The following is a 12,652-nucleotide window of genomic DNA, read 5'->3' as shown; positions in this document are numbered from 1 at the left end:
GCGGCGAAGATTGCACTGCCGAAGCCTGCGATGTCAACACAGTACGTGGATGAAAGACGGCGGGGATCCTGGCATCCCGGCCTTCATCAATAAACTAAAGGTCGGGTTGCAGTGAAGGTCTACCGAGTCGTTCACGATCAGCTTAGGACCGGCGCAACACGCCGCACAGCGGCGCCGTCGCAATAACCTGCCACGCCTCTCACGCCCCGCTCGCACAAGGTGCCATTGCCGCCACCGTTTCCGCTATGCCGCGCGAGTTGGAGCACGGCCAGCACGATGAGTACCCGTCGCCGCGGGCAGATCCGTGCAGGTCCCCTCCGCGACCTCGGCTCCTAATCCGATCGTTTCACCGAGCGTCGGGTGCGGATGAATCGTGAGCGCCAAGTCAGCGGCTTCGGAGCCCATCTCGATGGCGTGAGCGATCTCGCCGATCATGTCGCCAGCGCTCGGCCCGATCAGTGCGCCGCCGAGCAGGACGCGCGTATCTTTGTTAAACAGCAATTTGGTGAAGCCGTTCTCGCAGCCGTTGGCGAGCGCACGGCCGCTGGCCACCCAAGGGAATTTGACGACATCCACCGCCTGGCCGTTCAGCTTTGCCTCGGTCTCGGTCAGGCCCGCCCATGCGACTTCCGGCACGGTATAGGCGACCGATGGAATGACGCGTGCGTCGAATGCCGCCGTGGACAGATGCGCGTCCTTGCTATGCTCGCCCGCGATGACTTCGGCCGCGACATGCCCCTCATGGACGGCCTTGTGCGCCAGCATGGGTCCCCCGACAACATCGCCAATGGCGAAGATGTTGCGGACATTGCTTCGCATCTGGACGTCGACCGGTACGAAGCCATGCGGCGTGACGGTGAGTCCAGCGGCGTCGCCTGCGATCCCGCGCCCGTTCGGTATGCGGCCGATCGCCATCAGCATATAGTCATAGCGTTTGGGCTGGTCCGGCGCCGCCTTGCCTTCGAAACTGACGGACAGACCCGCGTTATCCACTTCGACCCCGCTCAATCTCGTCTCAAGCATGATGTCGCGCACATATCGCGCATTTGCCTTGCGCCACGTCGTCACGAGATCGCGATCCGCGCCCGGCATCAGCCCGTCGCCAAGTTCGACGATATCGATCGTCATGCCGAGCGCCGCATAGATCGTCGCCATCTCGAGTCCGATGATGCCGCCACCCACGATCAACATCGTGCCGGAGGAAGCCGGCAGGTCGAGCGCGCTGGTCGAGTCGAGAATACGCGAATCGTCCGGTAGTTCGTTCAACCGCGCCGGCTCACTGCCCACCGCAACAATTGCATAAGCAAAATCTATTGTCAGTGCATCAGCGCCGTCACCGTGGGCGACCCGAACGCTGTTGGCGCCGGTGAACTCGCCGCGTCCCCGCACAATGCGCACCTTTCGCGCACTGGCCATCGTACCCAGCCCGCCGACAAGTCGCCCGACGATCGCATCCTTGTGCGCGCGCAGGGCGGTCAGATCGATCTCGACCGCCCCGAAGTTGACCCCAACCGATCGCGAATGTTCGAGTTCCCGGATGACGGCGGCCTGGTGCAGGTACGTTTTGGACGGGATGCACCCGACATTCAAACACACGCCGCCCAGGGTGTCGCGCGCTTCGACAATGGCGACGTCCAGTCCCAGATCGGCGGCGCGGAACGCCGCCGAATAGCCGCCCGGCCCGCCGCCTAGTACGACGAGATCACATTTCATCTGCATCACTGCGTTTCTTCCGTTTCCTGCTGGATCAGTTCGCAAGCATCATGCCCGGCTCTTCGATCACGTCGATAAGGTGCTCCATGAAAAGACCGGCATAAATGCCGTCGATGATCCGGTGATCGTACGAGGTATGGAAATCGAGGCACGGTGCCGCGACGACTTGGCCGTCACGTACGATCGGCAGCGGACGGATGCGCGTCATGCCGATGATTGCTGCCTGCGGATGATTGACGATCAGCCGCCCGCCAATGGCTTCGGCGCGACCGTGGCTGCCCACATTGCTGAGCGTGATCGTGCCGCCGCGCAAATCTCCCGGCGCGATCTTGCGGCTGCGCGCCAGTGCGGCCAGCCGATCGATCTCGCCGGAGATTTCTGTCAGCGTGCGCGCGCCGCAGTCCTTAATTACCGGCACAATCAGGCCGTCATCGGTATGAGTCGCAAAGCCGATGTTGACGAAGGGCGGCGTCACGACCTCATTCGTCGTCTCGTCGATGCTCTGGTTGAAAGTAGGGTATCGCTGGATCGCCGACACCATCGCTTTCATCACCATTGCGGTGAACGAGATTCGCGTGCCCAGCCGTTCCTGCAATAGCTTGCGCAACGTCTGGAACCGCCCCGCCTCACAGCGGAAAGACGATGAAGCATGCGGGACTAGCGTGACCGAGCGGACCATCTGATCCGCCACGACCCTACGCAGCCCGGTCAGCGGTTGCCGCGTCTGACCCGGTTCGCGCGGGATCGGCGCGATGGTGAAGCGGCCTCCGGACGATCCGGTCGCCCCTGTCGCCTGCCCTATCTGCCCGCCATCTGCAAACCGCATCACGTCGTTTTGCAGCACTCGACCACCCGGGCCCGTCCCGGCAACCGTCGCGAGGTCCACGCCCTGCTCGCGCGCCAGCCTGCGCGTCGCAGGGGTAGCGCGGATGGCGCGATCGAACGCGACAGGTGACGCACCGCCTGAGGCTGGAATTTCGGCTGGAGGCGCCGCGGGCTGCGCGAGCGGCGGCTCGGCTTCCTCGACCGCTTGCCCATGACCGCCCCGTCCTGCGCCGACCGGCAGCTTTTCAGTCTCGAACACCGTGATGACAGTGCCGACCTTCAGCGTTTCGCCGATTTCGCCCCGGACGCTGATAACGGTGCCGGTGCAGGGTGCGGTGATCTCGACCACCGCTTTGTCGGTTTCGATCTCGCACAACGGATCGTCTTCCTTGACGGCGTCGCCGGCCTTCACCGACCAGCCAGCGATTACCGCTTCGGTCAGGCCTTCGCCGATGTCGGGCAAATGAAACTCGTATCGCATCCCCGTCACCCTTGTTCAGAATTCAAAGTTCAAGATGGCTTCGAAAGCCGCCTTCGCGCGGCCGACGCCGGGTAGGTAGAAGTCCTCGGTCGACGTGTCCGGGAAGGCCACGTCGAAGCCGGTGACCCGCTTGACGGGCGCCTTCAGCCATTCGAGCGCATATTCATTGATCAGGGCGATCAGCTCGGCACCCGGGCCGGACGTGCGCCGCGCTTCGTGGACGACCACGCAGCGGCCGGTCTTTTTGACCGAAGCGAGGATCGGCTCGACATCGATCGGCGACAGGCTGACAAGATCGATGAGCTCGATGCTCGCACCGAGCTGCCGTGCGGCTTCGGTCGAGACGTGCACCATGTTGCCCCAGGTCAGCACCGTCAGATCCTCGCCCGGCTGGACGATCCGGCATTTATCGAGTGGCAGCAGATAGTCGCCGGTCGGCACCGGCTCACGGAACGCGCGATAGAGTTTCGAGTGCTCGAGGAAAACGACCGGATCGTCACAGCGCAGCGACGAGAGCAGCAGGCCCTTGGCCTGATATGGGGTGCTGGGGCAAATCACGCGAATGCCGGGCGTGTGCATCAACCATGCTTCGGTCGACTCCGAATGGAACGGCAACGGTTTGATGCCGCCACCGAATACCGCGCGGATCGTCACCGGGACCTTCATCGCGCCGCCGGTCTTCTGGTGCAGGTTCGACAAGTGGTAGATCAACTGGCCCCAGGCGTTGTACATGAAGCCAAGAAATTGCATTTCGAGCACCGGCCGGTCGCCGGCGATCGCCATGCCGACGGCCATGCCCATGATCCCGTTTTCTGTCAGCGGCGTGTCGACGACCCGGTCCTCGCCAAATTCGTCGAAGAGGTTGTCGGTTGCGCGGAACATACCGCCGACCGGGCCGATGTCATAGCCGACGATCCGCAGCCGTTCATTGGCGATCAGCTCGCTTCGCAGCGTGTGATTGATCGCCGCGATGAGGTTCATTTCCTCATGCATCGCCCGCCTCCTTATGCAAGCCGCTGCCGTCGAAATCGAGAAAGGGGTTGCCGCCCGCCAGCTCGACCGCGAGTTCGTCCTGCTGGTGGCGGAAATGCCATCCGGGCTCGCCGTTCAAATGATTGAGGAACATCGTGTCGGCCGGCGTGGGCGGAATATTGAGCGCCCGGTCGACCGCTGCGCGCAGTTCGGCATCGATGCGCGCGGTCTGCGCAGTCTTATAGTCTGCGTCAATCAGTCCGCGCCCGGTCAGAAAGGCTTCGAACCGATCGAGGGGATCAAGCGTCGCCCAATGCTGCAACTCCACATCGTCGCGATACAGACTGGCCTGGTCGGCAGTATTATGGTCGGTCATGCGATAGGTCACCGCCTCGATCACGAACGGGCCCTCCCCCGCGCGCGCCGCGTCCACCGCAATTTTGGCCGCGGCATAGACCGCGAACACGTCGTTGCCGTCCACCCGCCGGTGCGGGATGCCGTGCGCCACGGCTTTCTGCGCGAAGGTCTCGGCCGCGGTCTGGCGGCTCGCGGGGATCGAGATGCTCCAGCCATTGTTGACGATGACGACCACCAGCGGCGTCTTGAGCACGCCGGCAAGACCGAGCCCGTCATGGAAGTCGCCCTCGCTGGTCGCGCCCTCGCCGATGAAGGCGAGCGAGACATGGTCGCGTTTGTTCAGTTTGTCGGCCAGAGCGGTGCCGACCGCGACCGGGATATGGGCGCCTAAGAACACGGCGTACGGCGTCGTCTTGACCTTTGGCAAGTCCTCCGGCGCCACCGGCAGGTGCGCGCGCACATGTTCAGGCGCATGGCCCAGCGCGGCGCCGAGCATGCGGTCGATCGGCACGCCCCAATAGATGAGCGAGGCGTTCTGGCGATAGGAGGGGTGCACCCAGTCTTCGGCCGACAGCGCAGCTGCCGCCAGAGCCGTCGCCTCCTCGCCAGGGCCGCCACCCGACACGCTGAACACGCCGCGCCGCTGGAGCTTGACCGTCATTTCTTCCAGCAGGCGCGTCTTGCGCATCGCTTCGTGCCAGCGCAGCAATTCCTCGTCGCGGACATTTGGCAGCTCACCCGCGACCGTGCCATCGGGCTGCAACAAGCGTTCGAAATCGTCGGTGGGTCGGCGCTCAGGCCATTTCGTATTGCCCATTCTCTGCCCTCTCGATTGCCGACGCGTCGCTCGCCGCAAGGCTCGGATCCTGCTCCACGCTGTCTTCGACCGGTCGCCGCGACGGGTTCTCGAGGAAGGCGCCGCTACAGCACGGCCGCCCGATCGAGATGTATCAACGTCGCTATTCGGCGATCCTCTCACTGACGCATGGAATTGTATAATCAATTCTAGATTTTGGTTTGCGCATCGCGGGTCCCCTTGTCAATCGCGGGCTCATCCCACGGCAGGTTCAGCCGCTGCCGGCAATGCCCCCATCAACCGGCAACAGCACGCCGGTGACGTACGCGCCTCCGCGGGCGCACAGGAAGATCGTTGCAGCAGCGACGTCGTCCGGATTTCCCAGCCGATTGAGTGGGATCTTGGCCAGCAGCGCCGGATCGACCGTATCGCCATCGCGCAGATGCTTCGTCATCTTGGTCGGGAAGTAGCCCGGCACCAGCGCGTTGACCGTTATGTTGCGATTCGCCAGATCGCTGGCAAGGTCCCGCGTCAACATGTGGATAGCCGCCTTTGAAGCGCCATAGCTATAGGCTTGCAGGCCTTCGGGTTTCAGCCCGGCGATCGACCCAATGTTGATCACGCGAGAGGGGTCATCCGCGCTGCCGGCCGATTCGAGCGCGGGCAGCAACTCACGCACCAGCGTGAACGGAATTTGCACGTTAACCCCCAGCACGCTCCCCCACGCCTTGTCGGGAAAGCTTTCGATCGGCCCGCCCCAGGTGCGCCCGGCATTGTTGATCAGGATGTCGCACCCGCCGAGCGTTTCATTCGCACGATGCGCCAGATCAACGGCCGCTTCCGGCGTCGACAGGTCGGCCGGCAGCGCGTGACAGGTGCCGAGGGAGGCCATTTCCCGTGCTGCCGCCGAACATGTCTCCGGATCGCGCGAGGTGATGGCCACCTCGGCACCTGCGCCGAGAAGTCCTTGGGCGATCATCCGGCCTAGGCCCTGCGCACCGCCCGTCACGAGTGCTCGCTTTCCTGCAAGGCTAAAAAGGTCGTTCATTCGATCCTCCCGCTGGTGTTCTTCTTGTTCAGAGCGTGTAGCCGCCGCCGCACACGATCACTTCGCCCGTGATGTACGACGCTTCATGGAGGCACAGCAGGTACACCGCGCCGGCGGCCTCCTGCGGCGTGCCTGGCCGGCCGAGCGGGATCGCGGTGGCGAGGGCGGCCTGAAGCTCCGCGCCCATTCCCACCTTCACCTGGCGATCGCCGACCTGGATCATTTCCTCGCCCGCGCGCGGCAAGGTCATGCGCGTGCCGATGATGCCGAACGCGACCGCGTTCACGGTGACGCCATAGCGACCCCATTCCTTGGCCACCGTCTTGGTCAGCCCGACGACGCCGGCCTTGCCGGCCGAATAGCCGGCCTGGCCGACATTACCGCCCAGCCCGGCGATCGATGAGATGTTTACCACCGACCGGCGCCTGGCCTGGCCGTCCGCCGCGATCTCGGCCTTTGCCGCGGCGGCGATGACCGGCTGGGCCGCGCGCAGGACGCGGAACGGCCCCGAAAGATGGACGGCGAGCATCGCTTCCCATTGCTGGTCGCTCGTTTTCTGCAGGATTGAATCCCACCCAAAGCCCGCATTGTTGACGATGATGTCGATCCCGCCAAAGGCATTCACCGCCGCTTGGACGAAGCGGTCGCCGAAATCGGGCGCGGTGGCGTCGCCGGCAAAGGCGACTGCCTCGCCGCCGCTGGCCGTGATCACCGCCACCGTCTCCGCCGCGACGTCGGCGTCGAGGTCGTTGACGACGACCCGCGCGCCGGCCGACGCGAACTTCTCGACCACCGCACGGCCGATGCCACGCCCGGACCCGGAGACCAGCGCGACCTTGTTTGCGAGCATTCCGCTCATGCGTTTTCTCCTCGGTGGAGCCTGCGCCTCATCCAATCAGGTAAGAGCCACCGCTTGCCGCTCTATCGCGCAGCGACTGCGGCGGGGCGAAACGCGCACCGTGCTGCTGGGCAAGCCGGTCGCACTCGGCGACGAACGTCGGCAGGCCGACCGTGTCGATCAGCGAGAGCGTACCGCCGGTCCAGGTCGGAAAGCCCCAGCCGAGCACGCTGCCGATGTCGCCGTCGGCCGGATGCAACAGCACATTCTCCTCCAGACAACGCGCGGTCTCGATCGCCTGGATATACAGGATGCGTTGTTTTACTTCCTCGACGTCAGGTTGCTCCGCCGCCACCGGGAAGTACGTTGCAAGCTCCGGCCAGAGCCGCTTACTGCCGCCTTCTGGATATTCGTAGAAGCCGCCGCCGCCCGAACGGCCCGGCCGACTGAGCTCATCAACCATCTTTTCCGCGACGACCATCGACGTCGGCCTTCGGAAGCTTGGATCCTCGCGTTCGGTCTGGCGCACGATTATCATCGGCAGCGTCAGCGTCACTTCGTCAAGCAGGGCGAGCGGACCGATCGGCATGCCGGCCTGGCGCGCGCCATTCTCGATCAGTGCCGGCGAAACGCCTTCGCGCAGCAGCTCCATGCCTTCGTGGATGAAGGTCTGGAACACGCGGCTGGTATAGAAGCCGCGGCTGTCATTGACGACGATCGGCGTCTTGCTGATCTGCGCCACGAAATCCAGCGCGCGCGCCAGCGCCGCCGGGCTCGTCCGCTTGCCCATGATCACCTCGACCAGCGCCATCTTATCGACGGGCGAGAAGAAGTGCAGGCCGATAAAGTCCTCCGGCCGGCTGAACGCTTCGGCGAGCTGGCTGATCGGCAGGGTCGAGGTGTTGGACGCGAACAGCGCATGCGCCCCGGTCACCGCTTCGGCCTTGCGCGTTACATCCGCCTTGATCGCGGTATCCTCGAACACGGCCTCGACGATCAGATCGACCCCGGCAAGGTCGGCATAGTCGGTGGTTGCCCTGATCCGCGCGAGCAGCGCGTCGGCCTCGTCCTGGCTCGACTGGCCGCGCTCCACCTGCTTGGCAAGCAGCTTGGCGGGATAAGCCTTGCCGCGCTCAGCCGCCTCCATCGTGGTGTCGAGCAGGACAACCTCGATCCCGACCTTCGCCGCAGAGTAGGCAATGCCCGCGCCCATCATCCCCGCGCCCAGGATACCCACCCGAGCGACCTTCGACGGCGGCACATCGGCCGGACGGCGCGCGCCTTTTTCAGCCAGCCCCTTGTTGACGAAGGTGGTGCGGATGATGTTGCGGCTGACCGGATCGGCGATCAGGCGCGCGAAGTGGCGGCTCTCGACCAGCAGCCCCTTGTCGAGCGGCACCTGCACGCCTTCGAACAGACAGGTGAGGATGCTGATCGGCGCTGGGTAATTGTCGCCATATTTCGCGCGCAGGCGAGCGCTCGCCATGGTGAACCAGCCGGCCGTGGTCTGCTTAAGCAGTCCGTCGGATTCGGGCAGCGAAAAGCCCTTGCGATCCCAGGGCCGCACCGGATCGGGATTCGTTGCCAGCCATGCGCGGGCGGCATCGATCACACTGCTTGCTGGTTCGACCAAATCGACCAGGCCGATCTCCAGCGCCTTGAGCGGCGCATAGCTGCCGCCGCCTAGCAGCACTTCGCTCGCCTTTTCGACGCCGATCATCCGCGCCAGCCGCTGCGTCCCGCCCGAGCCGGGCAGCAATCCCACATTCACCTCGGGCAGGCCGACCACTGCCTTGGGGTCGTCCGCGACGACGCGATAGGTGCAAGCGAGCGCCAGCTCATAGCCGCCGCCCAGCGCGAAGCCTCCGATCGCGGCGACCACCGGCTTGCCGCACGTCTCGATCAGCCGGTGCATGCGCGTCGCCCGCTGGCTGAACGCGAATGCGTCCGCTGCGGTCATCGGCGTGTCGAGGATGAACTTGAGATCGGCGCCGGCCATGAACCCGGATTTGGCCGACGTGACGATCACGCCGGTCACGCCTTCGTCGCCTTTCACGTCCTCGAAGAAGGCGATCATCTCGTCCACCCAGGCGGGTGAGACGGTGTTCACGGCGGCGTCGGGATTGTCGAGCGTCAGCGTGACGATGCCGCCATCGCGTTCGGACTTGAGATAATGTGCCATCGGATCAGACCCGTTCGATGATGGTGGCGGTTCCCAGGCCATTGCCTGCGCACAGCGTGATGAGCGCGACGTTGAGATCGCGCCGCTCCAGTTCGTCCAACACGGTGCCCAGGATCATTGCCCCGGTCGCGCCAAGCGGATGGCCGAGGGCGATCGCCCCGCCGGCGACGTTGACCTTCGCCGGATCGAGCTCGAGATATTTGATGAAGCGCAGGACCACGCTCGCGAAAGCCTCGTTTATCTCGAACAGGTCGATATCGGCGGTGGTCATGCCGGCGCGATCGAGCAGCTTGCGGCTGACATCGGCCGGCGCGGTAAGCATGATCGTCGGCTCGGAACCGATATTGGTGAAGGCGCGGATTTTCGCGCGGGGCTTCAACGAAGCCGACTCGCCGAATTTCTTGCTGCCAATCAGGATTGCGGCCGCGCCGTCGACGATGCCGGAGGAATTGCCCCCGGTATGCACATGCTCGATCGCTTCGACCTGCGGATAGCGCTGCAGCGCGATCGGATCGAAGACCTGCCCGAGGCCGGTGAATGCAGGCTTCAAGCCGGCGAGCGAATCCATCGTCGTGTTGGGGCGCAGATACTCGTCGCGGTCGAGCACGACCTGGCCGATCGCGTCCTTGACCGGGGCAAGCGCCTTGTCGAACCAGCCCTCTTGTTGCGCGTGCGCGGCGCGGCGCTGGCTCTCGACGGCATAGGCATCGACATCCTCGCGCGTGAAGCCGTCGATCGTCGCGATCAGGTCCGCGCCGATACCCTGCGGCGCGAAATGGTTGTGATAGCTGCACCACGGATCGGCGACCCACGCGCCCGTGTCGGCACCGATATAGGTGCGTGACATGCACTCGACGCCGCCCCCGACCGTCGCGTCGGCGGCGCCGGTCATGACCTGCGCCGCAGCGTTGTTCACGGCTTCCAGCGCCGACGCGCAGAACCGATGGACCTGCTGACCAGCGACGCTCTCGTCCCATCTGGCCGTCAGCACGGCAGCGCGGGCAATATTGCCGCCCTGCTCGCCGACCGGCTGCGCGCAGCCATAGACGACATCGTCGACCAGCGCCGTGTCGAGGCCATTGCGCTCGGCCAGCGCGCGCAACGGCGTGGCAGCGATTTCCACTGCGGTGATTTCGTGAAGCGATCCGTCGGCGCGCCCGCGGCCCCGCGGCGTGCGCACATGATCGTAGATGAAGGCTTCGGCCATTCCATCACTCTCCTGATCCAGGTCACACTGACTGACCGGTTAGTCAGTTCTTATTGATCTTCGAGTCGGCTGCTGTCAAGACGGGCTGGGCAAGCGACCTACAGCCGGAAGCCACGAGCAGGACTGATCGATCGAATGGTGACGACAAGCGACTTGAAACCGCCGGCAACCGACCGACGCATGCTGGTGCGCGACGCGGCGGCGCGGATCTTTGCCGATCGCGGCTATCACGGCGCGTCGGTGCAGGAGGTGGCCGACGCAGTCGGTTTCACCAAGGCGGCGATCTATTATTACTACCGGTCAAAAGAGGCGATGCTCGCCGACATCCTCGACCATGCCGATCGCGAGATCACCGCGATCCTTGACGAAGAGAAACGTCGCGATCTTGCGCCCTTGCAGCTTATCGGGGCGGTGGTCGCGGCGCACGTCACCTGGTATTTGCGCCACCCGACGATCGCCAAGGTCGCATTCCGCGACTGGGGCGAGTTGACTGGCGCGGCGCTGGCGAGCCAGGTCGAGCGGCGCCAGCGCTACAGCCGCTTCCTGCGTGATACGTTGGACGCCTGTGTGAAGTCCGGCTCGATCGCACCCGGCAATGTGCGGCTGATGGCGAACTTCATCAATGGCGCGGTCGCCGCAGCCAATGTCTGGTTCAACCCAGGCGGTCCCGATACGCCGGAGACCGTCGGCACCGCATTCGGCGAGATGGCGGTGGCGGTGGCTAGCGGACCTGGCGCCCGATCGCGCAAATCGTCCGCGCAGGCGCACAAGAAGACCCGCTGACTACCAAATCAGTTATAAAATAACTGCGCATTTTCCACGCGCGGATTCCATAAACCGGCACCACCGGTGCGCTCCAAGCTGCATTTAGGCGCAATTCTGCCCATAAACGCATGTTGACTTTTTCGCATGCATGCTAAACATTCGCTGAACAACGAGGCGGTCGATCGCGAACCGCCCGGCAACAAACGATGCGCGCCCGCCCATCCAACGGCCGCGCGCAATCGTCCGATGGAGAGGACCGATGAGGCAAATTGAGCTTTCGCATCCATCGAGTTCGCGCAGCGACCGCATCGGCGCTGTCGGCAGCGGGACTCGTCGACAGCGCTCGATCGCCCGCGAGAACGCCTCACGCCCGGCCTGAGCCACCGGCATGCCGCCAACCGGCCGGCAGGGAAATTCAACCAGCACCCATAATGGCCCACCGATCGCAGCGGGATGAACTAGGAGCGGAGTCCAAATGTCGTTTCCCCATTTCGAAACGCACTTCATCACCATCCGCGACAATGTCCGCCTTGCCTATAATCATGAAGGCGGCGGCGGCGTCCCGCTGGTCATGCTGCATGGCTGGCCTGGCGGCAAGCGACTGTTCTGGCGCAACATCGGCCCGCTCGTCGCGGCTGGCTTCGAGGTCATCGTGCCGGATCAGCGCGGTTTTGGCGAAACGCCGCCGGTGCCGGGCGGGCCGCTGTCGGTCCAGGAGAGCGCGCGCGATATTCGCGCGCTGCTCGAGTCGCTGGGACACGACAGCTGCGTGCTTGTCGGCGGCGACATGGGGTCGGGCGTGTCGATCCAGTTGCTGCAAAGCCATCCCGGGCTGGTCAAGCGCTTCGTCACGTACAATGGATTCGTCCCGATGATCCCGGAGGCTTATGCCGCCGCCGGCCTTCCGAGCAGCCAGTTCGAAGTGATGGCGGAAATCTCCGATCACTTCGCACTGCACGCGCTCGAAGCTGACAAGCTGGCCGCCGGGTTCGACAGCGACGAGGCGCGGCTTGCCTATGTCAAACGCTACTTCCAGGGTCATGTCTGGAAGGAAGGCGGCCCGATGCGCCACCTCGCCGGACCCAACCGCATCGATGATTCCGAGGCCGAGTTCCTTGCCGAACAGATTAAGAGCGAGACCTCGTTCCGCGCTGCGCTCAATTTCTACGAAGGCGTGATGAAGCCCGCGCCCGATGCCGGCGAGTTCCTGATCGATCGTCCGATCGATGTCGAAACGCTGGTGCTGTGGGGCATGGAGGACGAGATCGTTGGCGAACTCTACCCGTCATGGATGGAGGTGGGCTGCACCGACATTGTTGGGCCGTTCCTCGTGCGCTGCGGCCATTTCCTTCAGTGGGAAGCCGCCGATGTCCTCAACAGCGCGGTACGCAGCTTTTGCCGCGATCTATTGCCGCAATGACCTTCAAGTATCGAATCTCGCTTCGTTTCAAATGCCAATGAGTGAAAT

The 12,652-nt window shown here is 64.3% G+C and carries 10 protein-coding genes; 2 read left to right on the top strand and 8 right to left on the bottom strand.

Annotated features, from left to right (window positions below; genetic code table 11):
• Positions 1–243: 243 nt before the first annotated feature.
• The 8 genes from lpdA to M9978_RS07570 all read right to left on the bottom strand — a co-directional run bounded on the left by lpdA (position 244) and on the right by M9978_RS07570 (position 10,419).
• The gene (lpdA, locus tag M9978_RS07605; protein WP_254292406.1) at positions 244–1,719 is read right to left on the bottom strand and encodes a dihydrolipoyl dehydrogenase; all 1,476 of its coding nucleotides are present in this window, start codon (positions 1,717–1,719) and stop codon (positions 244–246) included.
• Between the two features lie 28 nt (positions 1,720–1,747).
• The gene (locus tag M9978_RS07600; RefSeq protein WP_254292405.1) at positions 1,748–3,001 is read right to left on the bottom strand and encodes a dihydrolipoamide acetyltransferase family protein; all 1,254 of its coding nucleotides are present in this window, start codon (positions 2,999–3,001) and stop codon (positions 1,748–1,750) included.
• 33 nt (positions 3,002–3,034) lie between these two features.
• Positions 3,035–4,012 carry an alpha-ketoacid dehydrogenase subunit beta gene (locus tag M9978_RS07595; protein ID WP_254292404.1) on the bottom strand — a complete coding sequence of 326 codons (978 nt, stop codon included), beginning with the start codon at positions 4,010–4,012 and terminating at the stop codon, positions 3,035–3,037.
• Complete coding sequence (locus tag M9978_RS07590) at positions 4,005–5,165, bottom strand: thiamine pyrophosphate-dependent dehydrogenase E1 component subunit alpha (RefSeq protein ID WP_254292403.1); 1,161 nt, start codon at positions 5,163–5,165, stop codon at positions 4,005–4,007. Before M9978_RS07590 ends, M9978_RS07595 begins: the two co-directional genes overlap by 8 nt.
• 250 nt (positions 5,166–5,415) lie before the next feature.
• Positions 5,416–6,192, bottom strand: coding sequence for an SDR family oxidoreductase (locus M9978_RS07585; RefSeq protein WP_254292402.1), 777 nt, complete (start codon positions 6,190–6,192; stop codon positions 5,416–5,418).
• Between the two features lie 28 nt (positions 6,193–6,220).
• Positions 6,221–7,051 carry an SDR family NAD(P)-dependent oxidoreductase gene (locus M9978_RS07580; protein WP_254292401.1) on the bottom strand — a complete coding sequence of 277 codons (831 nt, stop codon included), beginning with the start codon at positions 7,049–7,051 and terminating at the stop codon, positions 6,221–6,223.
• 28 nt (positions 7,052–7,079) lie between these two features.
• Positions 7,080–9,212, bottom strand: a complete 2,133-nt coding sequence (locus M9978_RS07575) for a 3-hydroxyacyl-CoA dehydrogenase NAD-binding domain-containing protein (protein WP_254292399.1) — start codon at positions 9,210–9,212, stop codon at positions 7,080–7,082.
• Between the two features lie 4 nt (positions 9,213–9,216).
• Positions 9,217–10,419, bottom strand: a complete 1,203-nt coding sequence (locus M9978_RS07570; RefSeq protein WP_254292397.1) for an acetyl-CoA C-acetyltransferase — start codon at positions 10,417–10,419, stop codon at positions 9,217–9,219.
• Positions 10,420–10,599: 180 nt separating this feature from the next.
• Between M9978_RS07570 and M9978_RS07565 the strand changes: the two genes are divergently transcribed.
• Both M9978_RS07565 and M9978_RS07560 read left to right on the top strand, forming a co-directional pair.
• Positions 10,600–11,202: a TetR/AcrR family transcriptional regulator gene (locus tag M9978_RS07565; RefSeq protein ID WP_254292395.1), complete on the top strand. Its 603-nt coding sequence runs from the start codon at positions 10,600–10,602 to the stop codon at positions 11,200–11,202.
• 457 nt (positions 11,203–11,659) lie between these two features.
• The gene (locus tag M9978_RS07560; protein ID WP_254292394.1) at positions 11,660–12,604 is read left to right on the top strand and encodes an alpha/beta fold hydrolase; all 945 of its coding nucleotides are present in this window, start codon (positions 11,660–11,662) and stop codon (positions 12,602–12,604) included.
• The last annotated feature ends 48 nt before the right edge of the window (positions 12,605–12,652 follow it).

The sequence above is a fragment of the Sphingomonas tagetis genome, assembly GCF_024211275.1.
Classification (GTDB): domain Bacteria; phylum Pseudomonadota; class Alphaproteobacteria; order Sphingomonadales; family Sphingomonadaceae; genus Sphingomonas; species Sphingomonas tagetis.
The sequence above is the reverse complement of the archived record's forward strand: the minus strand, read 5'-3'. Positions and strand labels throughout refer to the sequence as shown.